Here is a 26147-nt window from a genome sequence, read left to right as displayed (position 1 = left end):
CTATCTGTTTTTTCCCGGAACCCAAAGCACATCCGCATGGCCCCGGTCATTTGCATGACGTGCCGCGACGAAGAGGAAATCGGAGAGCCGGTTGACATATTTCATCGCCGGCTCGCCGACAATTTCGCGGTCGGTGCGGGCAAGCGCCACCATCAAACGCTCGGCGCGCCGCGCAATCGTGCGGGCAAGATGCAGATGCGCGGCAGCCGGGCTGCCGCCTGGCAGGATGAAGGATTTCAGCGGCTCCAGGCCGGCGTTCAACCGGTCGATATCACGCTCGACGCGGTCGACTTGCGTCTCGGCGATCCGCAGCGGCTCATAGGCCGGCGGCTCACCAGTGTCAGGGGTGGCGAGATCGGCGCCGAGGTCGAAGAGGTCGTTCTGGATAGACATCAGCATGGCGTCGAGTTCAGGCAGGCCGGCCGTGTGCAGCCGCGCCATGCCGATCGCGGAATTGGCCTCGTCGATCGTGCCGTAGGCCTCGACGCGCAGATCGTCTTTCAGCCGGCGCGGGCCGGACACCAGCCCGGTCGTGCCGTCATCGCCTGTTTTCGTGTAGATCTTGTTGAGCTTGACCACGGTTTCCCCCTTGAAGTTCGATCAGGTCGGGCGGCCCCCGCCGGTGATCCAGAGCGTCACCATGATCAGGATGACGGCGATCGCCTGCAACAGCACACGAAGCTGCATCAGCTTGTTGGAACGGTTGGGATCGCCGCCCTTCATCATGTTGAAGAGGCCGCGGATCAGGACGAGGGCGACGACGCCCATGACAATAATCGCGAGGATATAGGTGACCGTGGACATGGCGTTCAGCTTTCTCAGTCAGTCCGTCCAGCGCATCAGGCGGTAGAAGAGGTCTGCCGGAAGCAGCCGCTTCAGGAACATGCCCTGCTTAGCCGGAGTCGTTACGGGATAATGTGGCCTCGGATTTGTCGAGTTCAATGCGTGTTTCAATACGGAATAGACCGCTTCCGGGCCGAGTTTATGGCGGTTGACCGGCCCCGATCCGTCGAGTCTCGCCAATTGCCTGATGTAATCGACCGCGTGCGGCGAATTCTCGAGGTCGATATGTTCCTTGATCTTTGCCAGCGCATTGGCGGTAAAACGTGTGGCGATCGGACCCGGCTCGATCAGGCTCACATGGATGCCGCTGCCCTGCAGCTCCATTCGCAGGGTGATGCTAAGGCCTTCGAGCGCGAATTTGGACGCGGTGTAGGCGCCGCGATAGCGATAGGGAACGACGCCAAGGATTGACGAGCATTGCACGATCCGCCCTTGGCCACGTTTGCGCATCGGCGGAATGACCTGCCGCGTCAGCTCATGCCAGCCGAAGAAATTCGCCTCGAACTGCGCGCGCAGCGTTGCTGTCGACAGATCCTCGACGGCGCCCGGCTGGCCATAGGCGCCGTTATTGAAGAGTGCGTCGATGCGACCGCCGCTGCGTTCCAGAACCGCGCCGACCATGTCGGAAATCGTCTCGGTCCTGGCATAGTCCATCAGGAAGGCCTCGATGCCCTCGGTTTCCAGCCCCGGCAAATCTTCCGGCTTGCGCACCGTCGCGAAGACACGCCAGCCATCGGCTTTCAGCGACCGCGCGCAATGAGCGCCGATACCGGACGAACATCCGGTCACGACGATGGTGCGCTCTCCCGCCATGGAATGATTCCTGTACAAAATGGGACTCGTTTCCCATATTCGGCCAGAGGATACAATCTGGAAAGCCGGAGACGGAATGCCGAAGGTGCTGCGCACGATCTATGACGTGGTCTATGACGCGATCTGTCATATGGTCGAGGACGACGGCTTTGCGATGGCAAGCCATGTGGCGCTGTCGAGCCTGCTTGCGGTTTTCCCCTTCCTGATCTTCGGCACGGCGCTCGCAAGCTTCCTTGGCGCCGATCAATTTTCCTCGACGGCCATCCATCTGATCTTCGACACCTGGCCCGAGGCGATCGCCAAACCGCTCGCCGACCAGGTGCTGCAGGTGCTGACCATTCCGCGCGGCGGGCTGCTGACGATCTCGGTGCTGGCCGCCGCTTATTTCGCCTCGAACGGTGTCGAGGCGCTGCGCATCTCGCTCAACCGCGCCTACCGGGTACAGGAAACACGGGCCTGGTATTTCACGCGTCTCGCCAGCCTCGGCTACGTGCTGATCGCGGTCATCATCTTCACGGCGATCAGCATCCTGCTGGTCGCCCTGCCGCTGGCGCTCGATTATTCGAGGAGATGGTTCCCGCTGTTCGCCGATACGCTCGACATCGTTTTCAGCTGGCGCATCTACGGCACGCTGGTGGTTCTGACCGTCGGACTGCTGGTCATGCATCTGTGGTTGCCGGCCGGCAAGCGGCGGGTCTTCGACGTCATTCCGGGCGTGCTGCTGACGCTGCTTCTCTGGCTCGCCGGAGCGCTGATCTTTGCCTATTATCTCGCGACCTTCGCCAATTATACGGCAACCTATGCCGGTCTCGCCTCGGTCATGATCGTGCTGATCTTCCTCTACATGGTCGGCGTCATCTTCATCATCGGGGCGGAGATCAATGCAGCGCTGATCAAGTTCCGCGTCTTCCGGATGTTTTCGCACACGCTTTCGATCGTCGGCAGAGAGCGTGTCGAAAGGCAATCAGAGCCCGACAAGACGGCGAATATCCGCCCCTGACATGCCCTGGGCGCGCAATTCGCCAAGCCCGGTGTCACCTTGGCTTTTCGAAAGCTTGCGGCCATCCGCGCCGAGAATGAGACGATGATGGTGATAGACCGGCTGCGGCAGGCCAAGCAGCACCTGCAACAGCCGGTGCACCGATGTGGCGTGGAAGAGGTCGAGCCCACGCACGACATGGGTGACGCCCTGCAGCGCATCGTCGACGACCACGGAAAGATGATAGCTCGATGGCGCATCCGAGCGGGACAGGATGACGTCGCCCCAGACGTCGGGCTCGGCGGCGATCTCGCCTGTCCTGCCGTCGCCGGTTTCCGTCCAGAACAGCAGTTCGCCGATCAGGTCGAGCGCTTTGCGCATGTCGAGCCGCCAGGCATGTTTCTTCCCCGAGGTCAGCATGTCCCGCCATTCGTCTGCCGGACGCTCACGATCACTTGCGGGATAGTGCGGGGCGCCGTCGGGATCGCGCGGCCAGGATTCACCCGCCGCCTCGTAGGCGACGACGCGCGCCTTCACCTCGCCGCGCGTCAGAAAAGCTGGATAGACCAGCCCGCGCTCGATCAGAGCGTGCAACGCCGCCTGATATTCGGGAAAATGTTCCGACTGGCGCCGCACCGGGCTTTCCCAGCTGATATCAAGCCATTCGAGATCCCTCAGGATGCCGGCCTCGAACTCGGGCGTGCAGCGGGTCTGGTCGATATCCTCGATGCGCAGCAGCAGGCGGCCTTGTTCGGCCTCTGCCATGTCGCGGTTCAGAAGGGCCGAGAGGGCATGGCCGAGATGCAACGGTCCGTTGGGACTCGGCGCAAAACGAAAGACAGGTTTTTGACGCTCACTCGTGGTCATGCTTTCTTCTGCCATGGATTCGGCTTTTGAACCACTGCGAGGCAATGTGCAGATCATCCGCAACGACGATGACGTCAGGCAGGGGCTCGAAGCGCTGCTTCGCCTCGATCCGCGTCTTGTGCCGATCGTCGCCGACGCTGGACCCATTCCGCTGCGATTGCGCGAGCCAGGCTTTGCCGGTCTTGCCCATATCATCGTCTCGCAGATGGTATCGCGCGCCAGCGCCGAGGCGATCTGGCGGCGCATGCTGCCGGCGGACGGTTCGCTGACGGCCGAAGGCTACGCACTGCTTCACGCCGAGGCGTGGCGCGAATTCGGTCTGTCGCGCGCCAAGGCCGAGACGCTGTCGCGGATTGCCGAAGCGGTCGCTTCCGGCCGTCTCGATCTCTCCGGGCTCTGCCTGAAGCCGCCGGCCGAGGCGCTTGGCGAACTGACCGCGCTGAAGGGTGTCGGGCCGTGGACGGCAGAGGTCTATCTGATGTTTTGCGGCGGTCATGCCGATGTTTTCCCGGCCGGCGATGTCGCGCTGCAGAATGCCGTCGGGACCGCATTCAGTCTTGCCGCACGGCCGCAGGCGAAGATGCTTGCTGAGCTTTCGGCAGTCTGGTCGCCGTGGCGCTCGGTGGCGGCACGGCTTTTCTGGGCCTACTACGCCACGAAGGTGCGCCGTGACGTGGTGCCGATCGGCTGATCGGCAACACTCTTCAAAATGCCTTTATCCTCTGAATTTATTGGACTTCACAATCCTGTAACAACCGGCCTAATATACAGGTGCAGATGCCGAATCGATCAGGAGAGTCCCTTGACGATTGCAGTCTCCCCACAGGCCCTGCCGGCGCTCGTCCTGAACGCTGACTACCGGCCACTGAGTTATTACCCCTTGTCGTTGTGGTCCTGGCAGGACGCGATCAAGGCGGTATTTCTCGACCGTGTGAACATCATTGCAGAATATGAACATTCGGTTTCCTCGCCGAGCTTTTCGATGCGGCTTCCGAGCGTCGTGTGCCTGAAGACTTACGTCCAGCCCTCCCGCAATCCCGCTTTCACCCGGTTCAACGTCTTCCTGCGCGACCGGTTCGAATGCCAGTATTGCGGCGCCCATGACGACCTGACCTTCGACCACGTCATCCCGCGCGCCCATGGCGGCGAGACGACCTGGGAGAATGTCGTGGCAGCCTGTTCGCCCTGCAATCTGCGCAAGGGCAGCAAACTTCCGAAGCAGGCAGCCATGTTTCCGGCGCAGAAGCCGTACCAGCCGACGGTGCAGGATCTGCACAATAACGGCCGTCTGTTCCCGCCGAACTATCTGCATGAAAGCTGGCTCGACTATCTCTATTGGGATACCGAACTGCAGCCCTGATCGAACGGCCTGCAGCGCCGCGCGTCCTTTCAGAGGCGCAAAGGACGCTGCAGCCCATTCGAATGCTGCATAATTTTACGAGGCGGCCTTGCGAACGCCGACAAAGGCGAAGGCTGCGAGCAGGATTCCGGCAATCACGTTCCAGCCCGCAAAAGACAGGCCGAGCACGCGCAGCGCCGCATCGGTGCAGGACGGGCCCTTGATGGTGTTGAGCTCACCAAGCAGATCGCCGGCATTGGTCGTCATGCTGCTTGCCGTCGTCGAGCAGGTGGCCGGGCCCGGCCAGAAGTGCCATTCGACACCGGCGTGATAAACACCCATGCCTGCCGTCACCAGCATCAGGATGCCGGCGGCGAGAATGAGCGCCCGGGTGATCCAGTTCGGCAGGCCGACGAGCTCGGAGATTGCGGCCAGGATCGCGATCGGGATAGCGTAATAATAGGGCTGCCGCTGCAACAGGCAGAGCGCACAGGGAATATAGCCGCCGATATACTGGAAGCCGAGCGCCGTGCCGACGGCCGCCGCCATGCCGGTGGCGAGCAACATGGAATAGACAAAGCCGGGGCGGGCGAGCGGCGAGGAAATAGTCATGGCGGAGCTCCGCGAGTTTAGTAGAGCATGAGATGCGGATTGATTTTAGGCCTGTTCGGCCGAAAATCATCCTCGCCTAGTGAGCGAAAGAGCGGTAGCCGACATATAGCACGATCACCGTAGCGGCACCGATGCCAACGATCTGGCCGAGGCGCTTCTCGATGAAGTCACGGATCGGCTCGCCGTAGTGGCGCAGCAGCCATGCGAGGAAGAGGAAACGCGCGCCGCGTGCAATAATCGCCGAAACAATGAAAAGGCCCAGATTGACGTGAATGACGCCGGACAGGATCGTCACGATCTTGATCGGCGGCAAATGCGCAAGACCTGATGTGACAAGCAGCAGCAGGATCCACTCGTAGGTGACATAGGCCTTCATCTGCTCGAAGGCATCGAGCTTGCCGTAAAATTCGAGCACCGGCCGCGCCACCGTCTCATAGGCGTAAAAGCCGAGCGCCCAGCCGGCGATGCCGCCGAGTACGGAAGCGACGGTCGCGACCAGCGCGTAGCGATAGGAGCGTTCCGGCCTGGCAAGCGCCATCGGCAGGAACAGCACGTCGGCGGGAACGAGAAAGACGGAGCTTTCGACGAAGGCGATGACGGCGAGCCAGATTTCGGCCGATTTGCGTGCGGCCAGAGACATGGTCCAGTCGTAAAGTCTGCGGAGCATTCCGTTTCCTTCCTGTTGCAGTGCAAAAGAGCTTTAGGGGCCGTGCGCGGCGCTGTAAATGCTCGTCCGTGTCCTTCGTGCCACCGCCGTCAAAAAAATTTCGTGATGACGGGTGTCAGCACCTCTCCCAAGATTTCACGGGATTGCGAATCGGCCATTCTGCGGCAAGCTGATTTAGGGTCGACGTGCAGGGCGGCATGAGAATGTTCAAAGTGATCGAAGGTGGCCGTGGGCGGGCCGTGCAAATGGATGACCGGTCCGAGAAGGGGCGGGGACCGAGCAGAGACGACGTGCGCCGGGAGGCCGCGCGACGGATCGACGACAGCGGTTATCATCTGTCCCGCATCCGGGAATTCGCGACCGGCGTGCCGATGCTGGCCTCTCTCAAACACTTGTCGCTACAGATCGACTTCGCAGCCGAGGCGTTGTCGCGGCTCGACCCAATCCCGGACGATTTCCGCGCCGATGGCTATTGGCCGGCGGGCTGAGGCAATCACGCTTACGGCGCCGCGCGTCCGGGTATTTAATCCCGACGCCTGTCGGAACAACGGCTTGACTGCATGGTTTCCTTCTCATGATCAAAAAATCCCGAGGAGGATATTCCCATGCGGATGAAACTTGCTGCCGCCTCGCTGCTCGCCCTTGGCATGGCGACGTCGGCTTTCGCACAGGCCAACCCGCCGCAGGCTCCGACCAACAGCGGCGCCAATACGCCGAGCAGCTCGGAATATGACAGCACCGGCAACAGCGGCAGCGGCACGACTGTACCACTGGATCCGAATGCAACGAACAGCACGACGAACAATGGCTCCGCCAGTTCGATGAACATGCCGATGAACAAGGCGAATTGCCCGGACCAACCGAGCGGTGAGTCGCTTCAGACGCAAGGCGGCAACAGCGGCACGACGACCAGCGAAGCCTGCCCTGACAAGTAGTCCACTATTTGCCGAAACGCTGCAGCTCCTTCGGGAGCTGCGGCTTCCTTTTCAGGACAGGTCCATCGACTTTTCCCATTGCTGACGCAGGACGTTCATTTCCGTCCGCTTCTGGGCCATTTCGCTAACGGCGGCGCGCAGATGTGGGTGGTGCGACATGAACATGTTGAAGTCGCGCCGTTCGAGAACCTCGAACTGGCAGAAATCGACGGCAATGACGTCGGCGGTGCGCCGTGCGCCGGTCAGCAGTGCCATTTCTCCGAAGAAAGCTCCCGGCTCCAGGCGGATCGCGCCGCTGGCGAGCCGCACTTCCACCGCACCCGAAGAGATGAAATACATGCTGTCGCCGCGGTCGCCGCGGCGGATGACGCGTTCGCCGGGCGGCGCCGATTTCGCCTTGAAGAGCAGCAGCAGCTCCTCTTGCGCGTCCTCGTTGACTTGGGAGAACAGCGGGAAAGTCTCGATCAGCTGCTGCATCTTCAGTTGATGCTGGCGCTCGCGCTCTTCGCCGAGCGCCCTGATCTTTTCCAGTTCTTTGCCGAGCGCCTTCTGCCTGCTTCTGCCGTAGCTCTCCCAGAGGGAGGGCCACCTCGAATGGATAACTTTCTTCAGGCCGTCGGTTGCGAAGATCACGATCGGGTTGAGTGTGATCGACAGGATCGCGGCAGCCAGGATCAAATCCTGACCCTCATGCGGCAAAAGCCCGAGTGATACGCCGAGGCCGGCGAGGATGAAGGAAAACTCCCCGATCTGGGCAAGGCCGCCGGCTAATGTCAGTCCCATGCTGATCGGATATCTGAGCAGCATGACGATGAGGAAGGTGATGATGCCCTTGCCGAGGATGACGAGCGCCAGCGCGCCGATCACGGCCAGCGGCTCGCGCACCAGGATCGAGGGATCGAAGAGCATGCCGACGGAGACGAAGAACAGCACGGAGAAGGCATTCTGCAACGGCAGCGAGTCGGCGGCGGCCCTGTGGCTGAGCTGGGATTCGCTCATGACGACGCCGGCGAAAAAAGCGCCGAGTGCAAAGGAGACGCCGAAGATTGCCGCCGAGCCGAAGGCGATGCCGAGTGCGATCGCCAACACCGTCAGCGTAAAGAGTTCGCGCGAGCCGGTGCGGGCGATCATCGTCAGCAGCCAGGGCACGATGCGAGGGCCGAGGAAGATCGCCATGGCGGCGAAGGCCGCAACCTTCAGCAGCGTCAGGCCGATCGTCAGCGCCAGCGGCAGGTCGCCGAGGCCGTGGTTGGTCGTAGTGCTGGCGTTGCCGCCCAGAAGCTCTGCGAGGGCCGGTAGCAGCACCAGCGCCAGCACCATCACCAAATCCTCGACGATCAGCCAGCCGACGGCGACGCGTCCGCTTGCCGCGTTGACGAGATTGCGCTCCTCCAGCGCCTTCAAGAGCACGACAGTGCTCGCCACCGACAGGCTGAGACCGAGGACGATGCCGGCGCCGAGGCTCCAGCCCCAGAGTTTGCAAAGGCCGATGCCCAAGAGGGTCGCGAGGATAATCCGTCCGATCGCGCCAGGCACGGCGATGCCGCGCACGGCGAGCAGGTCGGAGGCGGAAAAATGCAGGCCGACGCCGAACATCAGCAGGATGACGCCCATTTCGGCGAGCTGGCCGGCAAGGGCGGTATCGGCGACGAAGCCCGGCGTGAACGGCCCCATCAGGATGCCCGCCATCAGGTAGCCGACGAGTGGAGGCAGCCGAAGCCGGTCGGCGCCATAGCCCAGGATCGCCGCGAAAACGAAACTGACGGCGACCGTCGCGATAAGTCCTACTTCCTGATGCACGTCCGCCCTCACTTGTGATCGCGGCGGCCACTTTGGACGAAGCGCGAGCAAAATTAAACAGTTGATTTGGGGGATGGGCTACAGTTTGAGGCCTTTGTTCTCAATCCTGGCTAGTGAGGCGCAGACGTCGTTCAAGGCACCATCCGGCCGTCACCGATGTTGGAACCACCTGCGTCTTGTCTCGTTGCCTTTTCATCAAGAAAGGAGAAACGGCATGCGGAAGATCATCTTGAACTGTACTGTGGCGGCCCTTGCCGCCTGCTCGTTTGCAGCGCCTGTTCTTGCCGACAGCGTTTATGTCAGAGAGCGTTCCTATGACGATGGCTATCGCCACGAGCGGGTAAGACCCGGCATCACCATCAGCGAACGTGGCGTCACTTTCGGTGCCGTGCGCGAACGTGGGCACCGCCGCTATCGCGATAATGGCTGCGAAACCAGGAGCGTCACCCGACAGACCGACGAAGGCGAGGTCACCAGGACGGTCCGGCGCTGCTATTAACGAAAAAATATGCGATAAGGGCGAAGCCCGGTTCCGACGAGCCGGGTTTTCGCCTTTCGTGGCACGAATATCTCAATGCAGTGGTGAAAGTCGTCTGTCGGTGTTATGAGCACGCCTTTGGTAAAAGCGCATTCCTAGCGCAAACACCGCCCGCACAGGATTTTTTAGAATGATTGAGCTTACGCCGTCCCAGATCGCCGCACTTAAACTCGCCAGGGATGGAGACCTTTATCCTCAGCCAGCCAATAAATGGACGCACGAGAACGCGACAGTGACTTACGCCAAAACTGACCAGTGGAAAGAGCGGCCTCAGAAAATAAAGTCGGTCACTGCCAAGACGTTGGGCGAGTTGAAGGAGCCGGGTTTTCTCGAAAGGCGGCACCTGGATGACGACGCATCAAAAGACGTCTACGGCATCACGATGGCCGGCAAGATGTGGCTGCTGAAGAATAAGTAAGCTTCGCTTAGATGCGAAATTCGTTCCGTAGGGCCATCGGTTCTTTGAGCAGGCTAGCCATTTGAGATGATGGTGCAGCTAACCGGAGCATTATAGAACCGGTCCGCCTTCGTTCCTGACGGAACTACGGCGCGACAGCCTCCGCTTAGCTGCTCTCTTCGGCTTGCCGAGCCGAAGCTCGCAGAGCGTAGGCTGGTGCCCCATGCCGGAGTCGAACCAGCACTTCTTTCGAAACTCGATTTTGAGTCGAGCGCGTCTACCAATTCCGCCAATGGGGCAACGGATATGAACGGGCGGCTGTCTAACATGCGAGCGCCCGGACGCGCAAGACCGGCAAACGAAGTTATCGGACTGATCCGGTAGAGAGATCCGGCCTCGCTGGAGGCCGGATCCCGTCTGATATCAATGGGCGGCGGCGGGGGCCGGGCTGCTCAGGCCGGACTTCTTCAGCGTGATCGCCAGAATCGAGGCCAGCAGGCAGAAGGCACCGGCGACGAAGAAGGCGGGCAGGTAGCTCGAAAGCTCCGTGCGCGAGAGGCCGGCGCCATAGGCGGCAGTCGCGGCTCCCAGCTGATGGCCGGCAAAGACCCAGCCGAAAACGAGGCCGACCTTTTCAGGGCCGAAGCGGTCGGCGGCGATCTTGACGGTCGGCGGCACGGTCGCGATCCAGTCGAGGCCGTAGAAGACGGCAAAGATGGAGAGGCCGTAAAAGCTGAAATCGCTGAAGGGCAGGTAGAGCAGCGACAGGCCGCGCAGGCCGTAATACCAGAACAGCAGCCAGCGATTATCGAAGCGATCGGACAGCCAGCCGGAACCGATGGTGCCGAAGAAATCGAAGATGCCCATGACAGCCAGCACGCTGGCGGCGGCCACCGGCACGATGCCGAAATCGCCGCAAAGGGTGACGAAATGGGTCTGGATCAGGCCGTTGGTGCTGAGGCCGCAGATGAAAAAGGTGGCAAAGAGGATCCAGAAGGTCGAGGTCTTCGAGATTTCTCTGAGGACAGTGATCGGTGTCATCAGCGCGACGCCAAGCGAGGTGCTTGCCGGCGGCGGCGTTACCTGCGTTTCGCCGAAGGAGGGCAGGTTGAGGTCGGCCGGGCGGTCGCGCATGAAAGCCAGCACGGCAAGGGCTGCGACCATGATCATGGCGCAGACGAAAAACACCGTCGAGCGCCAGCCGTAGCGTTCCGTCAGCTCCGCCATCAGCGGCAGGAAGACGAGCTGGCCTGTGGCCGAGCTTGCCGAGAGCATGCCGACGACGAGGCCGCGGTGCTTGGTAAACCAGCGGGAAGAGACGGTCGCGGCGAGCACCATCGCCGTCAGGCCGGTGCCGAAGCCGACGACGATGCCCCAGAGCAGCAGCAACTGCCACAGAGTCGTCATGAACAGCGAACCGACGAAGCCCGCGCCGATCAGCGCCAGTGCGAAGACGATGACCTTGCGCACGCCGAAATAATTCATGAAGGCAGCGGCGAACGGACCCATGAAACCGAACAGGATCAGGCGGATCGCAAGGGCCGAGGAAATCTGCGAGGTCTCCCAGCCGAACTCGTCCTGCAGCGGCTTTATGAGCACGCCGGGTGCGCCCATGGCGCCGGCGGTGACCAGCATGGTGAGGAAGGTCGCGGCAACGACGACCCAGCCGTAGTGGATGTTGCGCCGGGCAAGGGTGGAGGCGAGGACGGTGGAAACCATGGGCAAGATTCCGGTTGAATTCAGGTTCGGGAAATACAGGACCGATTTACATGATGGTCATCATATTTCTTGCGTATTGATGATGGACGTCATATATTTTGTCAAGCGACTATTTCTGGAGATGACAAATGCGGGTCAGCCGCGAAAAATTTGCCGAGAACCGCGAAAAGATCCTGAGCGTTGCCGGCGTGCTTTTCCGCGAAAACGGTTTCGACGGGGTCGGCGTTGCCGACATCATGAAGGCGGCCGGGCTGACGCATGGCGGCTTTTACGGTCATTTCGGTTCGAAGGACGACTTGGCGCTTGAGGTCAGCCGCAAGCTGATCGACAAGGTCGAGACGCGCTGGAAGGAGCATATCGCCGAATCGCCGGACCGGCCGCTGGCAGCGCTTCTCGATCATTATATCCACTGGCGCACGGTTGACGATCCGGGCGGCAGCTGTGTCTTTGCAACGCTGATCCAGGAAGTCAGCCGCAGCCGCGGCGCGGTCCGCGCGGTCTTCAGCGATGGGCTGTCTGTGCTGGTCGACACGCTTGCCGATATCGTTCCCGGGGAAACGGAAGAGGAGCGCCGCGCCAATGCGACGACGACACTCTCATCGATGATGGGTGCCGTCATTCTTGCTCGTGCTGTCGAAGACAGAGCGCTTGCCGAGCAGTTTCTGGTGACGATGCGCCGGCAGCTCGATCCTGAAAGCCAGACATAATCTCAGTCGCGAATGGCGCTGGTTTCGATCTCCCTCTCCACGTGGAGAGGGATCTATCTTGCATGTGCCTGAGGACCGAGAAGCCAGCGGCTACTTGAAGCCGGCGATGGCATGCGGGATGTAGGGTGCCTCCAGTGCAGCGATTTCCTCGTCGGTAAGCTTGACCGAGAGCGAGGCAACGGCGTCCGTGAGGTGGTTCGGTTTGGACGCGCCGATGATCGGGGCGGTCACCGCATTCTTCTGCAGGATCCAGGCGGTTGCGACCTGGGCGCGGGAGATGTTGCGGGCTTTGGCGATTTCGGCCACGGCCCCGACGATCTTGCGGTCGGCATCGATGGACTGGGTGTAGAGCGTCGTGCCGAATTCGTCGGTTTCGCTGCGGGCCGTCGTCTCGTCCCAGTCGCGAGTCAGGCGGCCGCGGGCAAGCGGGCTCCAGGGGATGACGGCGATCTTCTGATCCTCGCAGAGCGGCAGCATTTCGCGCTCCTCCTCACGGTAGAGCAGGTTCAGGTGATCCTGCATGCTGACGAATTCGGTCCAGCCGTTCAGTCTGGAGACGTAAAGCGCCTTGGCGAATTGCCAGGCATACATGGAGGAGGCGCCGATATAACGGGCCTTGCCCGATTTGACGATGTCGTGCAGCGCTTCCAGCGTTTCCTCGATCGGCGTCGTATAGTCGAAGCGGTGGATCTGGTAGAGATCGACGTAGTCGGTGCCGAGGCGACGCAGGCTGTTGTCGATCTCGTCGAAGATCGCCTTGCGCGACAGGCCGGCGCCGTTCGGGCCCGGCCGCATGCGGTTGAACACCTTGGTCGCCAGCACGATGTCCTCGCGTTTGGCGAAGTCTTTTATGGCCCGGCCGACGATCTCCTCCGAGGAACCATTGGAGTAGGTGTTGGCGGTGTCGAGAAAATTGATGCCGAGGTCGATCGCCTGCTTGATCATCGTCCGGCTTTCTTCTTCCCTGAGGCTCCAGGCATGATTGCCCCGGCCGGGATCGCCAAAGGTCATGCAGCCCAAGCAGATTTTCGACACTTCGAGACCGGTCTTGCCAAATTTTGCGTATTCCATGAAACGGCTCCGTGATGAATTTGATAACCCCAGGCGGCTTTCCATGATTTAGCGCGAGATGGCCAAAGTCGCAGGGCGGCAGATGAAGAATCTATGCTGCATGCGCACAATGATCCGTGATCGCCTTCTGAGGCTCATCGCTGTCGATTCCGGCTGCAGCTTGCACATCAGCGCCGCAAGATGTTAGCTGATGCAGCATTTTACCGGAATCCGACCATGCAACTGCCGTCCCACGATCGCTATGACGATCTCTATCGCGATTTCTCCTGGCGGATTCCGGAGGATTTCAATATCGGCCGCGCCGTCAGCGACGACTGGGCCGCGAAAGATCCGGAGCGCGTCTGCCTTGAGCATTTCAGCCCCGACGGCGATCACCGTGCGATGACCTATCGCGCGCTCGCCGATCGTTCCTCGGCCTTCGCAAATGCGCTCGTCTCACTAGATATCAAACGCGGCGATCGCGTCGCGCTGCTATTGCCGCAATCCTTCGAAACGGTGATCGCACATGTGGCGATTTACAAGACCGGCGCGATTGCGCTGCCACTGGCGCTGCTCTTCGGCGTCGAGGCGCTGGAATATCGGCTGAAGGCGGCAGGTGCCGCGGCCGTCGTCACCAACGGCTTTGGTCTCGAACGCATCCGGCAGATCCGCGGACGCCTGCCGGCGTTGAAGCATATCGTCAGCATCGACGGGACGTGTGCCGATGCGACTGCTTTTGCCGAACTGGTGGATGGCCATCCCCCTGTCTTCGACATCGCCAAAACTGGTCCGGACGACCCGGCGCTGATGATCTTCACGTCGGGAACGACGGGGCCGCCCAAGGGCGCGTTGCATGGCCACCGCGTCCTGCCCGGCCATATTCCGGGCATGCAGTTCGCCCATGAGGGGTTTCCGCGGCCGGGCGATAAGGTCTGGACGCCGTCCGACTGGGCCTGGGCCGGGGGGCTGCTCAACGCGCTGCTGCCAAGCCTTCTGCTCGGTGTTCCCGTCGTTTCGTCGCCGGCGCAGAAATTCGATGCCGGCATGGCTTATCGCATCATGGCCGAAATGAAGGTGCGCAATGCCTTCATTCCGCCGACGGCGCTGAGATTGATGCGGTCCGTGTCCGATCCGCGCTCGAAATATGATCTGGTGCTGCGCACCATCGGTTCGGCCGGGGAGGCGCTCGGCCGCGAGACCTATGAATGGGCGCGCCATACGCTCGGCATCACCGTCAACGAATTCTACGGCCAGACGGAGTGCAATTTCGTGCTTGCGTCGAGCGCTGCCTATGGCGTCACCACGGCGGGCGCCATAGGACGGGCGGTGCCCGGGCACCGCGTTGCGATCGTCAGCGAGACGGGCGACGAGTTGCCCGTCGGCGAACCGGGCCAGATCGCGATCGCCAGTCCCGATCCTGTCATGTTTCTCGGCTACTGGGACGACATGGCAGCGACGGAACGAAAATTCGTCAAAGGCTGGCTGCTCACCGGCGATATCGGCCGGCAGGACGCTGAGGGCTATATTACCTTCGACGGACGCGACGACGACGTGATCACCTCGTCGGGATATCGCATCGGCCCCGCCGAGATCGAGGACTGCCTGATCGGCCATCCCGCCGTACAGCTTGCCGCCGCCGTCGGCAAACCCGATGCCGTGCGCACCGAAATCGTCAAGGCCTATATCGTGCTTTCACCAGGCCATCATCCAAGCGAGGCGCTGGCCGCCGACATCAGGGAATGGGTGAAGACGCGGCTTTCGATGCACGAATATCCGCGCGAAGTGGAATTCATCGATGCATTGCCGCTGACCACCACCGGCAAGGTGATCCGCCGGCTGCTGCGCGAAAGGGCTGCCAGCGAAGGATAGAACCGCTACGCATTTTGCTGGAATGCTTAGCCCCGGCCGGCAAGCGACATGATCTTTTCGCGCAGCATCTTCGCCATATTGCGGGTGCTGCGGTACATGTGAAGCTGGGCGGTGACCTGGCGCATGTCGCGGTCGCTGTTCTGCGTCAGGCCGATCACCAGCGTTCCCATCTCCTCGCGCTCCTGCCAGAAGCGGCTCATGATCGGATGATCCGAGACGGCGCAGGAATCGGAGCGGACGATATTGGCATCGTCGAGATGCCATTCGGTGAGTTCGCTCATCAGCAGCTTGCCCGGCGAATAGCGGGCATAGTTTTCGTCGTAGGCGGTCTTCCAGGTATAGGCCTCGCCGCCCATCATCAGCACGACGATGGCGGCGATCGCCTTGCCGTTGAGGTCGATCGTGTGTATGCGCACGGCATCGCCGGCGGCAAGGTTCGACACCGCCTCGCGGGCGAATGCCGTGTGATAACGATCGGTGACGAGAGCGCTTCGCCGCTTGCCCTTCCAGCCACCGGCTTCCATCGCCAGGAATTCCTCGAAGCGGGTATGGATTTCGCGCGGCTGGCGGGCGACGGCATAGACCGCGGTTCCCTTTTCCTCCAGCAGGCGCCACTGGCGGCGCATCTCGCGCATATGCGAGGAGGAGATGGTTTTGCCGAGATAGACCGGCGCCTCTTCCTCGCTCTGCAGCATCGGGCGCAGGTATGGATTGGTAACGGTGACGGGAAGATTGCGGCTGAGCGCAACGGCCTTGACCATGCGCACGAAGATCCCGTTCAGCCTGAGATCCGGCAGGACCATTATGCTGGGCAGATTGAGATCACGCGCGGTCAGCCCGTCGAAGAGGTTGTCGAGGGTTTCGGCGGCATCCTCGCCATCGACGAGCGGCGTGCCGAGCGGACCAAAGCTGTTCGACCAGCCGCGGATGATTGACGGGCCGACGGCAAAGCCCGGCTTGTCGACCGAAAATGGCAAGAGGAAGCGCATGCGGCTGCGGCCGGCATTGTGATCGCGGATCAGGGCGAAGTTCACCTGCCGGTCTTCGAGCCGCGGCATGGCGGGGGCGAGGAAACGGCCGGAGAAAAAGACGTTCGGTTCCATCGCCCGGTTGGAGAGGAAATCGAGCTCATCCTGAAGCTCATAGCCGAGCTTGCCCGGATAGAGGCAGAGCTCGCGCCCCGGCCGGCCGATCTCGGCGCGGGCCTCGGCCTGCGGCGCTTCGAAATGCAGCGCTGCGAGATCATGCACCATGCGGTTTGCTGCGCTGTCGGTACTTTCGGTAACGGGGGGAACACGCACCATCTATCGAACTCTCATTTCTGGCGTTGCGGCGGAGGGGCTGGCGAAGGCGAAAAGAACGATGCCGAGGGTGCGGCGCACGGCGACATGCAGCAGGATTGCCTCAACGGCCATGGCGGAGGCCGTGGCGATCGCCGTGCCTTCGATGCCGTAATGCGGGATCAAAGCGAGGTTGAGGCCGACATTGGCCGTCAGTGCGCCGGCATAGAGCGCGACGCAGAGGTTCTGCTTGCCCGCCATCATCAGCAGCGTTTCGGCCGGGCCGACCAGCGATTTGGCGAGGATGCCGGCGAGCAGGATCGCCATGACCAGATAACCTGATGTAAAAGCGCCGCCGAAGAGCGACAGCAGCAGATGGCCGGCCGCAAGCACGACAAGGCCGACCCCGAGCGCCGGCCAGAAGGTCCAGCGCGCGGAGTCGATGGCAGCTGCTGCCAACTGGTCTTGGTCGCCTTCGGCGATGATCGAGGAAAAGCGCGGGCCGGAGGCTGCCTTGACCGAGAAATTAATGAAATGCACCAGCGCCATCGTCTTGGCGGCGGCGAAGTAGATGGCGACATCGTGCGGCTCGAGGAAGATGCCGACGACGACGACGTCGGAATTGGTCAGCAGGAAGCTCACGCCCTCGATCAGGAAAATCGGAAAGGCGACGCTGAACCAGGCGAGGAAGTCGACCTTGCGCGGGCCGTCGTCATAATGCCGGCGAAAGCGGTAGAGCGTTGCGGCATATTGGCCGAGAGCAGTGACGTAGGTGGCGGCGAGCGCTGCCTGCATCGCGGTGACGGCCGTGTGTTCGGCGCCGATGGCAATCGCGATCAGCATGAAGAGGATGATGAGAATCGGGCGGACGATATAGACCGGGCCCAGCGCCATCACCGGCCAATGGTTTGCCCGTGACGTGCCTTCCAGAATGTCGCCGAGTGCGATCATCGGCATGGCGAGCAGGCCGATGAAGATCGGAACGAGATAATAGACCTGGATCATACCGCCGAAGAAATGCAGCCCGAGCATGCCGGCTGCGAGCACTGCCGTGCCGGACAGCAGCGCAAAGATGCGCGCCGTGCCGGTCAGGCCGCGGATTTCCTCGAAAGCGCCCGCTGCCCTGTATTGCGGCAGGAAGCGGACGATCGCGGTGTGGAAACCGAGGCATGAGAGATCGCCGAAGACGACGACCAGCACCCAGACGAAAACGAAGATGCCGTATTCATATTCTCCCATCAGCCGGGCGAGCACGATCTGCGAGACGAAGGCGAGTGCGGCGCTGAGGATACGGATCGAAAAGGCCGTCAGCGCCATGCGCTGGGCGGCCGCCCTCTCACCGCGCTCGGTGAGCACGGCAGCAAGCAAACGCAGCGTGCGGCCGCCGATCGGGCGCAGGCCCGCGGGCAGCATCTTCTCCGCTGTTTCTATGACCGCCATGATGAACACGCAAAACTCTGAGGTCAGGCAAATCGCCCCTGAAGTCTTGACAGAACAGGGTTAAGAAACGGTTCCGGATAGGGTCTGCCGCCCGACGCTGAAATTCCGGCTTTCCGGCATTGCCGCAGAAAAGAAAATGCCGCCCGAAGGCGGCATTTTCGCGGATCTTTGCGGGCTTGCCTCAGACCTGCTCGAAGGCGCCGTGGCAGTGCTTGTATTTCTTGCCGGAACCACAGGGGCAGGTCTCGTTGCGGCCGACCTTGCCCCAGGTGGCTGGGTCATCCGGGTTGCGGTTTTCAGGAGAAACGACTTCCGACGCCTGGTAGATCGCCGGGGCGAAATCGTCCTCGCCGGTCGTCGGATCCAGGTGATGGGCCTGCATCAGCGGCGGTTCAGGCTCGGCAGGGGCCTGCTGCACCAGTTCGACGCGCATCAGTTGAGCGGTGACGGCCTCGCGCAGATTGTTGAGCAGCGCCGTGAAGAGCTCGAAGGCCTCCGACTTGTACTCCTGCAGCGGATCGCGCTGGGCATAGCCGCGGAAGCCGATGACGGAGCGCAGATGGTCGAGGTTGACGATGTGCTCGCGCCAGAGATGATCGAGCGTCTGCATGACGATCGAGCGTTCGACATAATGCATGATGTCGTCGCCGAAACGCTCGGCCTTTTCCGTGAAGGCCGCATTGGCGGCTTCCGTCAGGCGCTCGCGGATGTCGTCCTCGCCGATGCCTTCTTCCTTCACCCAGTCCTCGACCGGCAGGTCGAGATTGAGGATGTTCAAAGCCCCGGTCTTCAGGCCGGCGGCATCCCATTGTTCGGCATAGGCGCGCTCTGGGATATGCTTTTCGACCATGTCCTCGATCACCTCACGGCGCATGTCGGAAACGGTCTCGGAAATATTGGTCGATTCCATCAGTTCGAGGCGCTGCTCGAAGACCACCTTGCGCTGATCGTTGAGAACGTCGTCATACTTCAGGAGGTTCTTGCGGATGTCGAAGTTGCGGGCTTCGACCTTCTTCTGGGCGCGCTCCAGGGCCTTGTTGATCCAGGGATGGACGATCGCCTCGCCCTCCTTGAGGCCGAGCTTGGTCAGCATGCTGTCCATGCGGTCGGAGCCGAAGATGCGCATCAGGTCGTCCTGAAGCGACAGGTAGAACTTCGAGCGGCCGGGGTCGCCCTGACGGCCGGAGCGGCCGCGCAGCTGGTTGTCGATGCGGCGGCTTTCATGGCGTTCGGTGGCGATGACGTAGAGGCCGCCGGCGTCGAGCGCCTTCTGCTTGAGTTCCTTGATCTCCTCGATGATCGCCTGGATCCGGGCGTCACGCTCCGGACCGGCTTCGACTTCGCCGAGTTCGCGCTCGATGCGCATGTCGAGGTTGCCGCCGAGCTGGATGTCGGTGCCGCGGCCGGCCATGTTGGTGGCGATGGTGATGGCACCCGGCACGCCGGCCTGGGCGACGATATAGGCTTCCTGCTCGTGGTAGCGGGCGTTCAGAACCTTGAAGTCGTCGAAGCCCTGCTTGCGCAGGCGCTCGGCGAGCAGTTCCGATTTCTCGATCGAGGTGGTGCCGACCAGCACCGGCTGGCCGCGCTTGTGGGCGTCGAGGATCTCCTCGATGATCGCCTTGAACTTCTCGTCGAAGGTCCGGTAGACCTCGTCGTCCTCGTCGAGGCGCTTGATCGGCAGGTTGGTCGGGACCTCGATGACATCGAGATTATAGATGTTGGCGAATTCTTCCGCTTCCGTCTGCGCCGTACCGGTCATGCCGGCGAGCTTGTCGTACATGCGGAAATAGTTCTGGAAGGTGATCGAGGCCAGCGTCTGGTTTTCCGGCTGGATCTGTACCTTTTCCTTGGCTTCGAGCGCCTGGTGCTGGCCTTCCGAATAGCGGCGGCCCGGCATCATACGGCCGGTGAACTCGTCGATGATGACGACTTCGTCGTTGCGGACGATATAGTCCTTGTCGCGCTGGAAGAGCTTGTGGGCCTTCAGCGCGTTGTTGACGTGGTGGACGATCGCAACGTTCTCGATGTCGTAGAGCGCGTTGCCCTTCAGGAGGCCGGCCTGGCGGAGCAGGTTTTCCAGCTTCTCGGTGCCCTCTTCGGAGAAGTTGGCGGAGCGCTGCTTCTCGTCTATCTCGTAGTCGCTGGGCTCCAACAGCGGAATGTAGGCGTCGATCGTATTATAGAGTTCGGAGCGGTCGTCGAGCGGACCGGAGATGATCAGCGGCGTGCGCGCCTCGTCGACGAGGATCGAGTCCACTTCGTCGACGATTGCGAAGTTGTGGCCGCGCTGGACCATCTGGTTCTTCTCGTACTTCATGTTATCGCGCAGATAATCGAAGCCGAGTTCGTTGTTGGTGGCGTAGGTGATGTCGCAGGCATAGGCCGCGTGGCGCTCCTCGTCGGAGAGACCGTGGACGATGACCCCGGTGGTCATGCCGAGGAAGCCGTAGACGCGGCCCATGGTGGCGGCATCGCGCTGGGCGAGGTAATCGTTGACGGTGACGACGTGCACACCCTTACCGGAAAGCGCGTTCAGATAGACCGGCAGGGTGGCGACGAGGGTCTTGCCTTCGCCGGTCTTCATCTCGGCGATCGCATTCGAATGCAGAATCATGCCGCCGACCAGCTGTACGTCAAAAGGTCGCAGGCCAAGAACGCGGCGCGAGGCTTCGCGCACGACGGCAAAGGCCGGGATCAGAATGTCGTCGAGCGTCTTGCCCTCGGCGAGCAGGGCGCGAAACTCCGCGGTCTTTGCCGCGAGCTGCTCGTCCGTCAGGGCCTTCGTCTTCTCTTCGATAGAGTTGATGGCAGTGACGTTCGGCTGGTAGGACCGCACGCGGCGGTCATTCGAAGACCCAAATAACTTGCGGGCTATACCGCCAAAGCTGACCATATGACTGGCCCTTTCTCAATATTCATCCCCGGCGTTTCTTGTTCGCGGCCCAGCCGAAAATCAGGCGCGCGCCTTAAAACGCCCGGAAACTGTTCTGGACGCGAGGTTGCGTGACAGATAAGAGGGGGGTCGAATGATGTCAACGGATTTGGCGGATACAGAAAGGCCACAATCCAGTGTTGATGGCTATTTTGGGCTGGATTCAGGGGATGCTGAAACCGGCAATGTAACTGTGAAGGGTATTTCATGTTGAGCACCAACAAACTTGCCGTTCTGGCGTTTGCAACCTTTGTTGCGCTCCAGGCCCCGGCCTATGCCGATGACGCCGTCATCGCCAAGGTTGGCACCCTGGAGATCCACCAGTCGGAACTCGACCTCGCCGTCGCCAATCTCGATCCCCAGCTGGCGCAGCTTCCCGATGACCAGAAGAAGGTCGCAGCCCTTTCCGCAGCCATCGACGTGAAGCTGCTCGCCGCCGACGCTGCCACCGAGAAGCTTGATCAGACCGACGAATTCAAGAAGCGCATGCAGTATCTCTCCGACCGCGAGTTGCACAATGCCTATTTCAAGAAACATGTCGTCGATATCGTGACGCCTGACGAAGTCAAAGCCCGTTACGACAAGGAAGTCGCCGCCCTGCCGAAGCAGGAGGAAGTCCACGCCCGCCACATCCTCGTCAAGACCGAGGACGAAGCCAAGGACATCATCAAGCAGCTCGACGCCGGCAAGGATTTCGCCGAACTCGCCAAGGAAAAGTCCACCGATCCGAACAAGTCGGAAGGCGGCGATCTCGGCTATTTCTCGCGCGGCCGCATGGTCAAGGAATTCGAAGACGCAGCCTTCGCGCTTGAGAAGGGCACCTATTCCAAGACGCCCGTCAAGACCGATTTCGGCTTCCATGTCATCAAGGTCGAAGATAAGCGCGATGCCCCGCCGCCGCCCTTCGAGCAGGTGCAGGATCAGGTTCGTCAACTCGTCATGCGCGACAAGTATCTTGCGCTTCTGAACCAGGCGAAGGCGTCCGCCAAGATCGAGATCACGGACGAGACGCTGCGCAAGGGTTACGACCAGGCAAACAAACAGCCGGAGCCGGGCAGCGAGCCCGTCGCGCCGGTGCCGCAGCAGTAATAGTCGCATCAGGGCCCGGTTCTTCCGGGCCCTTCACTATCGTGGTTGTCGCATTTCCGGACGGCGAACCGGTTTCCATTTCGCCTGGAAATGCTCATTGGCAGGTCTCATCATGTCCGGTTCCGTCTCTCCGCTCGCTCCGAAATCCTTCGTCTCGATGCCGCCGCTGCGCGGCGTGCGCCTGGCGACGGCTTCCGCCGGCATCAAGTACAAGAACCGCACCGACGTGCTGATGATGGTCTTCGATAAGCCGGCGGCTGTCGCGGGCGTCTTTACCCGCTCGAAATGCCCGTCGGCGCCGGTCGATTTCTGCCGGGCCAATCTCCCCCATGGCAGCGCGCGTGCCGTCGTCGTCAATTCAGGCAATGCCAATGCTTTCACCGGCCTGAAGGGCCGCCAGGCGACCGCGCTGACGGCGAAGTCGGCTGCCGCTGCCGTCGGCTGCGCCGAAAACGAGGTCTACCTGGCCTCGACCGGGGTCATCGGCGAGCCGCTCGATGCCACCAAATTCGCAGGCGTTCTAGATCGGATGCAGGTCGAAGCGACCGGCGATTTCTGGTTCGAGGCCGCCAAGGCGATCATGACGACCGACACCTATCCGAAGGTTTCGACCCGCAGCGCCGAGATCGGCGGCGTGGCCGTGACGATCAACGGTATCGCCAAGGGTGCCGGCATGATCGCGCCTGATATGGCAACGATGCTCTCATTCGTCGTCACCGATGCCGACATTGCGCCTGCCGCGCTGCAGGCGCTGCTGTCCGACGGCGTCGGCCCGACCTTCAATTCCATGACCGTCGACAGCGACACCTCCACCTCGGACACACTGATGCTGTTTGCGACGGGTGCGGCGGCCGAGGACGGCCAGGCCCGCATCGAACGCGCCGACGACCCGCGGCTTGCCGCCTTCCGGGCCGCGCTCAACGAAGTGCTGAAGGATCTGTCGCTGCAGGTGGTGCGCGACGGCGAGGGTGCCACCAAGATGCTCGAAATCACCGTGACGGGGGCCGAGAGCGATGCCGCCGCCAAGCGCATCGCGCTGTCGATCGCCAATTCGCCGCTGGTCAAGACCGCGGCCGCCGGCGAAGACGCCAATTGGGGCCGTATCGTCATGGCCGTCGGCAAATCCGGCGAGATGGCCGACCGCGACCGGCTCGCCATCTGGTTCGGCGATATCAGGGTCGCCGTCAATGGCGAGCGTGATCCCGATTATTCCGAGGCGGCTGCCTCGGACGTCATGAAGGCGCAGGATATCCCCGTCAAAGTCGATATCGGGCTCGGCACTGGTTCGGCAACCGTCTGGACCTGCGACCTCACCAAGGAATATGTTGCGATCAATGGCGACTATCGGAGCTGATCGTTCATTGGCGCAGGCATCCATTTCTTCACACAATCTGCCACTGGTGCGTAGGCTGGAGGCCGTTGGCTTCCGCGCCTGGCCGGCGGCTTCCGTGCAATATGACGGCAGCTGGCAGGTGCGGCTGACGGCCGGTCACCCGTCCAACCGGCTGAACTCGATCGTACCGCTCGATCCCTCGGATCATCGCGACGTCGAAATCCGCCTGGAAAAGGCGAGCCGGAAGTTCGAGGCCTATGGCCGCGCCGCCGTGGTCCGCCAGACGCCGCTTGCCTCGCCGGTGCTGATCGAACTTCTGCGCGCGCAGAACTGGACGCGCTTCGACGATACGGTGGTGATGACATGCGACCTTGCCGAGGCGGAGCTGCCGGATACGCTCGATCACCTGCCGACCCATGATGTCGGTCGTTTCGTCGACGCCAACCTCGCCGTCGACCAGGCGCCACTGAGGCTGAAGCCGGCGCTTGCCGAGATCATTTCGGCGATCAAGCCGCCATCCGGCCTGTTTATGATCGAGAACGCGGTGGACGGCCCGCTTGCAACCGTGCTCTGCGTCCAGGACAACGACCTCGCCGGCATCGTGTCGCTTTCGGTCTCCGAGGCGCGGCGGCGTGAGGGGCTCGGCACCGAAATCCTCACCTCGGCATTGCGCTGGGCGCGCATGCGCAGCGCCCGTTCGGCCTGGCTGCAGGTGAAGCTGTCCAACCGTCCGGCCATCGCACTTTATGAGCGCCTCGGTTTTCGCGACGCCTATCATTATTGCTATTGGCAAAAGGAGCCGCGATGAGCGAGGCGGGCCGGAAGATATTGCTGGTCGCCGCCTGTGCGCTGATCGATGCCGATGGGCGTATCCTGTTGGCACAGCGCCCCGAGGGAAAGTCGCTCGCCGGGTTGTGGGAGTTTCCCGGCGGCAAGGTCGAGCCCGGTGAGACGCCGGAGGAAACGCTGGTGCGCGAGCTCGAAGAAGAGCTCGGCATCCACACCAAGATCGCCTGTCTCGCGCCGCTTACCTTTGCCAGCCACTCCTACGAGACCTTCCACCTTTTGATGCCGCTTTATATCTGCCGGCGCTATGAGGGCATTCCCCAGGGCCGGGAGGGGCAGGCGCTGAAATGGGTGCGTCCGCAGGCGCTGCGCGATTACCCGATGCCGCCGGCCGACGAGCCGCTCATCCCGATGTTGCAGGATTTACTTTAGCATTATCTGATTATTATTGTGCCACACCATTTTCGGCTGTGGATATTAATGGATCGTTTAACACCTTCTGCCAAAGATCGGCCTCAATCAAGCATCTGGCGTGCGTGTATTAAAAGGCTTGACCTCATGGACGATGATTTCTGGAAAGCTGTCCGGGAAAAGGAACGGGCCTCGTCTGCCTCGCGCAGGACGGGTGCGCTGAATATCGCCCTCCTGTTCGGCACGGCGGTAGTCGCGCTGACGCTTATCCTGACGCCAATGCTTGCGGATTCCTCGAAGAAAAGCGTCTTTGCCAGTGCTCCGGCGGATTTCGATACGATCACTACGGGATCAATCCCAAAGACTGAGAGTGGCAAGCGGTATACGATCCGCCGCAGCGTCCTCCAGGATACGCCCGGTTCGGTCTGCGTCGTCCAGGGCTATGGCGTCGGCGCCGGTTGCTGAAAAATGCCGGCCGTCGCCCGATGGTCGTGGAATTGGTCGTTTGCCGTCGGTCTCGCTCAGAGGGTCTCGTAATAATGCGTATTTTGAAAGCATTTCTTGCAGATAGCAGAGGTGCGACGGCAATTGAGTATGGCTTGATCGCCGCCCTCATTTGTGGCGCACTCATCTCCGGTCTGGGGTTCTTCACCGGCGCCTTGCAGGACGTCTTCAACGTGATCGATAACAATATGACGGTGAATTGAAGAAGTAGCCGGCGGCTACTGCTTGAGCTTGTGTTCGTCCACCTTCAGTGCATCGGCAAGGCGCGCCTTGGCCGAACCCGGCCTGAGCGGCTTTTGCTGGCTCTCGTGGGCAGCCCATCCCGAAACATAGATGATCGAGAAGGTGGCGCGGATACGTCCATCGGTATCGGAATAACGTTCGGCGTAGATCTCCGCTGCGCGCAGGAAGAAGGCACGTGTCAGCGGCATCCGGGCGCGGGCTGCAAGCGGATTGCTCATGCCCATCGCCCTTAGATCCCGCATCAGGGGAAAGAGCGAATCATAGCGCACCGTATAATTCTCCGCATCGATCACCGGCAGCGTGAAGCCGGCGCGCTGCATGAGGCTGCCGACATCGCGCACATCGGCGAAGGGAATGACACGCGGGCTTGCGCCGCCTGTCATCTCGACCTCGGCGGCCAGCAGCACGTCACGCAGTTCCTGCAACGTGCCGGCGCCGGGGATCGCGGCCAGGAACAAGCCGTCGGGCTTCAGGGCGCGGCGGATCTGGATGAAGACACCCGGCGTATCGTTGGTCAGATGCAGGCTGAGCGGCGCAAGGATGAGATTGGCCGATTGTGGTTCGAGCGGTACGTCCTCGAGCGGCGCCTCGATCAAGATTTCGTCCGGCCCGGCATAGGCCTTCTCACTTTCGACGCGGATCATCGTGCCGATCTTGCCCGTTGCCAGTGCGGCCCGGGCGGCAGCACCGGTCGCGCCATGCAGTTCGACGGCGGTTCCGAAGGTCCGCTCGACCACCGTAAGCCGCTCGGCCATCTCTTCAGCGGCAACGTCGAGCAGGAAGGCGGCTTTCGGGTCGTTGTTTACAAGCGCGCGACGCCGATGTGCGGCGATCACGGCTTTGTCGAAGATCGTTTCCATGGCGATGTCCTTAGTCCCGCACTGCCTGCGCGGCAAGACGATTTTCCTTTCGCGAAGAACACGCTAGTGCGTCCTTAGCGCTTCCACAGGACGCGCTAAGGACGCTCTATCACTTTGAATCTGCGGATAAT

The 26147-nt window shown here is 61.6% G+C and carries 28 protein-coding genes and 1 tRNA gene; 15 read left to right on the top strand and 14 right to left on the bottom strand.

Translation table 11 applies throughout. The annotated features are described in order from the left end of the window. From BS630_RS12730 to BS630_RS12720, 3 genes are read right to left on the bottom strand one after another with little or no spacing between them, the layout of a single operon-like run. Positions 1-579: a cob(I)yrinic acid a,c-diamide adenosyltransferase gene (locus BS630_RS12730; protein ID WP_077977758.1), complete on the bottom strand. Its 579-nt coding sequence runs from the start codon at positions 577-579 to the stop codon at positions 1-3. A 21-nt stretch (positions 580-600) separates the two neighbouring features. Then, positions 601-804: a twin transmembrane helix small protein gene (locus BS630_RS12725; RefSeq protein WP_020051818.1), complete on the bottom strand. Its 204-nt coding sequence runs from the start codon at positions 802-804 to the stop codon at positions 601-603. An 18-nt stretch (positions 805-822) separates the two neighbouring features. After that, complete coding sequence (locus BS630_RS12720) at positions 823-1656, bottom strand: SDR family oxidoreductase (RefSeq protein WP_077977757.1); 834 nt, start codon at positions 1654-1656, stop codon at positions 823-825. A gap of 76 nt (positions 1657-1732) precedes the next feature. On the opposite strand from BS630_RS12720, the gene BS630_RS12715 reads away from it, so the two are divergent. Beyond that, positions 1733-2656, top strand: a complete 924-nt coding sequence (locus BS630_RS12715; protein WP_077977756.1) for a YihY/virulence factor BrkB family protein — start codon at positions 1733-1735, stop codon at positions 2654-2656. Here BS630_RS12715 and gluQRS read toward each other — a convergent pair. Beyond that, positions 2621-3502 (bottom strand): tRNA glutamyl-Q(34) synthetase GluQRS, encoded by an 882-nt coding sequence (gene gluQRS, locus BS630_RS12710; RefSeq protein ID WP_077977755.1) that lies wholly within the window; start codon positions 3500-3502, stop codon positions 2621-2623. The genes BS630_RS12715 and gluQRS overlap by 36 nt on opposite strands. On the opposite strand from gluQRS, the gene BS630_RS12705 reads away from it, so the two are divergent. Further along, positions 3501-4193 carry a DNA-3-methyladenine glycosylase family protein gene (locus BS630_RS12705; protein WP_077977754.1) on the top strand — a complete coding sequence of 231 codons (693 nt, stop codon included), beginning with the start codon at positions 3501-3503 and terminating at the stop codon, positions 4191-4193. The two genes, gluQRS and BS630_RS12705, sit on opposite strands and share 2 nt — an antisense overlap. 111 nt (positions 4194-4304) lie before the next feature. Further along, positions 4305-4862: an HNH endonuclease gene (locus BS630_RS12700; protein ID WP_020051813.1), complete on the top strand. Its 558-nt coding sequence runs from the start codon at positions 4305-4307 to the stop codon at positions 4860-4862. A 75-nt stretch (positions 4863-4937) separates the two neighbouring features. Here the strand turns inward: BS630_RS12700 and BS630_RS12695 are convergent, their stop codons facing one another. Further along, positions 4938-5453: a disulfide bond formation protein B gene (locus BS630_RS12695; protein ID WP_077977753.1), complete on the bottom strand. Its 516-nt coding sequence runs from the start codon at positions 5451-5453 to the stop codon at positions 4938-4940. Between the two features lie 76 nt (positions 5454-5529). Next, entirely contained in the window at positions 5530-6120 is a 591-nt protein-coding gene (locus tag BS630_RS12690; protein WP_065281419.1) for a YqaA family protein, read from the bottom strand. Positions 6121-6317: 197 nt separating this feature from the next. Here BS630_RS12690 and BS630_RS12685 point away from each other — a divergent pair, with 197 nt between their 5' ends. Continuing rightward, positions 6318-6608, top strand: coding sequence for a hypothetical protein (locus tag BS630_RS12685; protein ID WP_077977752.1), 291 nt, complete (start codon positions 6318-6320; stop codon positions 6606-6608). A 117-nt stretch (positions 6609-6725) separates the two neighbouring features. After that, positions 6726-7055, top strand: a complete 330-nt coding sequence (locus BS630_RS12680; protein ID WP_077977751.1) for a hypothetical protein — start codon at positions 6726-6728, stop codon at positions 7053-7055. Between the two features lie 51 nt (positions 7056-7106). On the opposite strand, the gene BS630_RS12675 is transcribed toward BS630_RS12680, so the two are convergent. Beyond that, complete coding sequence (locus BS630_RS12675) at positions 7107-8855, bottom strand: cation:proton antiporter domain-containing protein (RefSeq protein ID WP_062941160.1); 1749 nt, start codon at positions 8853-8855, stop codon at positions 7107-7109. A 214-nt stretch (positions 8856-9069) separates the two neighbouring features. Here BS630_RS12675 and BS630_RS12670 point away from each other — a divergent pair, with 214 nt between their 5' ends. Together BS630_RS12670 and BS630_RS12665 are read left to right on the top strand one after the other, a co-directional pair. Further along, a complete protein-coding gene (locus tag BS630_RS12670; protein WP_077977750.1) occupies positions 9070-9354 on the top strand; it encodes a hypothetical protein in 285 nt (94 codons plus the stop codon). A gap of 169 nt (positions 9355-9523) precedes the next feature. Continuing rightward, complete coding sequence (locus BS630_RS12665) at positions 9524-9811, top strand: hypothetical protein (protein WP_077977749.1); 288 nt, start codon at positions 9524-9526, stop codon at positions 9809-9811. A gap of 193 nt (positions 9812-10004) precedes the next feature. On the opposite strand, the gene BS630_RS12660 is transcribed toward BS630_RS12665, so the two are convergent. Next, a tRNA-Leu gene (locus tag BS630_RS12660) sits at positions 10005-10089 on the bottom strand. A gap of 124 nt (positions 10090-10213) precedes the next feature. Then, entirely contained in the window at positions 10214-11509 is a 1296-nt protein-coding gene (locus BS630_RS12655; RefSeq protein WP_062941157.1) for an MFS transporter, read from the bottom strand. Between the two features lie 128 nt (positions 11510-11637). Here BS630_RS12655 and BS630_RS12650 point away from each other — a divergent pair, with 128 nt between their 5' ends. Continuing rightward, on the top strand, positions 11638-12216 hold the full coding sequence (locus tag BS630_RS12650) for a TetR/AcrR family transcriptional regulator (protein ID WP_011653696.1): 579 nt from the start codon (positions 11638-11640) through the stop codon (positions 12214-12216). 90 nt (positions 12217-12306) lie between these two features. On the opposite strand, the gene BS630_RS12645 is transcribed toward BS630_RS12650, so the two are convergent. Beyond that, on the bottom strand, positions 12307-13287 hold the full coding sequence (locus BS630_RS12645; RefSeq protein ID WP_077977748.1) for an aldo/keto reductase: 981 nt from the start codon (positions 13285-13287) through the stop codon (positions 12307-12309). A 216-nt stretch (positions 13288-13503) separates the two neighbouring features. Here BS630_RS12645 and BS630_RS12640 point away from each other — a divergent pair, with 216 nt between their 5' ends. Beyond that, positions 13504-15135: an AMP-binding protein gene (locus tag BS630_RS12640; protein ID WP_077977747.1), complete on the top strand. Its 1632-nt coding sequence runs from the start codon at positions 13504-13506 to the stop codon at positions 15133-15135. 26 nt (positions 15136-15161) lie between these two features. Here the strand turns inward: BS630_RS12640 and BS630_RS12635 are convergent, their stop codons facing one another. From BS630_RS12635 to secA, 3 genes are all read right to left on the bottom strand, one after another. Further along, a complete protein-coding gene (locus BS630_RS12635; protein WP_077977746.1) occupies positions 15162-16439 on the bottom strand; it encodes a GNAT family N-acetyltransferase in 1278 nt (425 codons plus the stop codon). Then, the gene (locus BS630_RS12630) at positions 16440-17855 is read right to left on the bottom strand and encodes a lipopolysaccharide biosynthesis protein (protein ID WP_077978065.1); all 1416 of its coding nucleotides are present in this window, start codon (positions 17853-17855) and stop codon (positions 16440-16442) included. Positions 17856-18036: 181 nt separating this feature from the next. Further along, positions 18037-20751 carry a preprotein translocase subunit SecA gene (gene secA, locus BS630_RS12625; protein WP_077977745.1) on the bottom strand — a complete coding sequence of 905 codons (2715 nt, stop codon included), beginning with the start codon at positions 20749-20751 and terminating at the stop codon, positions 18037-18039. A gap of 246 nt (positions 20752-20997) precedes the next feature. Here secA and BS630_RS12620 point away from each other — a divergent pair, with 246 nt between their 5' ends. The 6 genes from BS630_RS12620 (at position 20998) to BS630_RS12595 (ending at position 25116) form a co-directional block, all read left to right on the top strand. Then, positions 20998-21879: a peptidylprolyl isomerase gene (locus BS630_RS12620; RefSeq protein WP_077977744.1), complete on the top strand. Its 882-nt coding sequence runs from the start codon at positions 20998-21000 to the stop codon at positions 21877-21879. A 112-nt stretch (positions 21880-21991) separates the two neighbouring features. Next, positions 21992-23233, top strand: a complete 1242-nt coding sequence (argJ, locus tag BS630_RS12615; RefSeq protein WP_077978064.1) for a bifunctional glutamate N-acetyltransferase/amino-acid acetyltransferase ArgJ — start codon at positions 21992-21994, stop codon at positions 23231-23233. Further along, entirely contained in the window at positions 23214-24020 is an 807-nt protein-coding gene (locus BS630_RS12610) for a GNAT family N-acetyltransferase (protein WP_077977743.1), read from the top strand. The genes argJ and BS630_RS12610 overlap by 20 nt, the downstream gene beginning before the upstream one ends. Further along, a complete protein-coding gene (gene mutT / locus BS630_RS12605; RefSeq protein WP_011653687.1) occupies positions 24017-24430 on the top strand; it encodes an 8-oxo-dGTP diphosphatase MutT in 414 nt (137 codons plus the stop codon). The genes BS630_RS12610 and mutT overlap by 4 nt, the downstream gene beginning before the upstream one ends. 126 nt (positions 24431-24556) lie before the next feature. Continuing rightward, entirely contained in the window at positions 24557-24874 is a 318-nt protein-coding gene (locus BS630_RS12600) for a hypothetical protein (protein WP_077977742.1), read from the top strand. A gap of 74 nt (positions 24875-24948) precedes the next feature. Next, complete coding sequence (locus BS630_RS12595) at positions 24949-25116, top strand: Flp family type IVb pilin (RefSeq protein WP_077978063.1); 168 nt, start codon at positions 24949-24951, stop codon at positions 25114-25116. Between the two features lie 15 nt (positions 25117-25131). Here the strand turns inward: BS630_RS12595 and BS630_RS12590 are convergent, their stop codons facing one another. After that, the gene (locus BS630_RS12590) at positions 25132-26016 is read right to left on the bottom strand and encodes a methyltransferase domain-containing protein (RefSeq protein ID WP_077977741.1); all 885 of its coding nucleotides are present in this window, start codon (positions 26014-26016) and stop codon (positions 25132-25134) included. Positions 26017-26147: the final 131 nt, after the last annotated feature.

The organism is Rhizobium laguerreae (assembly GCF_002008165.1).
GTDB lineage: Bacteria > Pseudomonadota > Alphaproteobacteria > Rhizobiales > Rhizobiaceae > Rhizobium > Rhizobium laguerreae.
This window is presented reverse-complemented; position numbering and strand designations above follow the sequence as displayed.

Coding starts and splice junctions, on each gene's coding strand:
- argJ (WP_077978064.1), top strand. CDS start 21,992: ATGTCCGGTTCCGTCTCTCCGCTCGCTCCGAAATCCTTCGTCTCGATG.
- BS630_RS12650 (WP_011653696.1), top strand. CDS start 11,638: ATGCGGGTCAGCCGCGAAAAATTTGCCGAGAACCGCGAAAAGATCCTG.
- BS630_RS12590 (WP_077977741.1), bottom strand. CDS start 26,016: ATGGAAACGATCTTCGACAAAGCCGTGATCGCCGCACATCGGCGTCGC.
- BS630_RS12690 (WP_065281419.1), bottom strand. CDS start 6,120: ATGCTCCGCAGACTTTACGACTGGACCATGTCTCTGGCCGCACGCAAA.
- secA (WP_077977745.1), bottom strand. CDS start 20,751: ATGGTCAGCTTTGGCGGTATAGCCCGCAAGTTATTTGGGTCTTCGAAT.
- BS630_RS12665 (WP_077977749.1), top strand. CDS start 9,524: ATGATTGAGCTTACGCCGTCCCAGATCGCCGCACTTAAACTCGCCAGG.
- BS630_RS12595 (WP_077978063.1), top strand. CDS start 24,949: ATGCGTATTTTGAAAGCATTTCTTGCAGATAGCAGAGGTGCGACGGCA.
- BS630_RS12715 (WP_077977756.1), top strand. CDS start 1,733: ATGCCGAAGGTGCTGCGCACGATCTATGACGTGGTCTATGACGCGATC.
- BS630_RS12670 (WP_077977750.1), top strand. CDS start 9,070: ATGCGGAAGATCATCTTGAACTGTACTGTGGCGGCCCTTGCCGCCTGC.
- BS630_RS12635 (WP_077977746.1), bottom strand. CDS start 16,439: ATGGTGCGTGTTCCCCCCGTTACCGAAAGTACCGACAGCGCAGCAAAC.
- BS630_RS12685 (WP_077977752.1), top strand. CDS start 6,318: ATGAGAATGTTCAAAGTGATCGAAGGTGGCCGTGGGCGGGCCGTGCAA.
- BS630_RS12640 (WP_077977747.1), top strand. CDS start 13,504: ATGCAACTGCCGTCCCACGATCGCTATGACGATCTCTATCGCGATTTC.
- BS630_RS12610 (WP_077977743.1), top strand. CDS start 23,214: ATGGCGACTATCGGAGCTGATCGTTCATTGGCGCAGGCATCCATTTCT.
- BS630_RS12645 (WP_077977748.1), bottom strand. CDS start 13,287: ATGGAATACGCAAAATTTGGCAAGACCGGTCTCGAAGTGTCGAAAATC.
- BS630_RS12630 (WP_077978065.1), bottom strand. CDS start 17,855: ATGGCGGTCATAGAAACAGCGGAGAAGATGCTGCCCGCGGGCCTGCGC.
- BS630_RS12655 (WP_062941157.1), bottom strand. CDS start 11,509: ATGGTTTCCACCGTCCTCGCCTCCACCCTTGCCCGGCGCAACATCCAC.
- BS630_RS12620 (WP_077977744.1), top strand. CDS start 20,998: ATGTTGAGCACCAACAAACTTGCCGTTCTGGCGTTTGCAACCTTTGTT.
- BS630_RS12680 (WP_077977751.1), top strand. CDS start 6,726: ATGCGGATGAAACTTGCTGCCGCCTCGCTGCTCGCCCTTGGCATGGCG.
- BS630_RS12705 (WP_077977754.1), top strand. CDS start 3,501: ATGCTTTCTTCTGCCATGGATTCGGCTTTTGAACCACTGCGAGGCAAT.
- BS630_RS12725 (WP_020051818.1), bottom strand. CDS start 804: ATGTCCACGGTCACCTATATCCTCGCGATTATTGTCATGGGCGTCGTC.
- gluQRS (WP_077977755.1), bottom strand. CDS start 3,502: ATGACCACGAGTGAGCGTCAAAAACCTGTCTTTCGTTTTGCGCCGAGT.
- BS630_RS12600 (WP_077977742.1), top strand. CDS start 24,557: ATGGACGATGATTTCTGGAAAGCTGTCCGGGAAAAGGAACGGGCCTCG.
- BS630_RS12720 (WP_077977757.1), bottom strand. CDS start 1,656: ATGGCGGGAGAGCGCACCATCGTCGTGACCGGATGTTCGTCCGGTATC.
- BS630_RS12695 (WP_077977753.1), bottom strand. CDS start 5,453: ATGACTATTTCCTCGCCGCTCGCCCGCCCCGGCTTTGTCTATTCCATG.
- mutT (WP_011653687.1), top strand. CDS start 24,017: ATGAGCGAGGCGGGCCGGAAGATATTGCTGGTCGCCGCCTGTGCGCTG.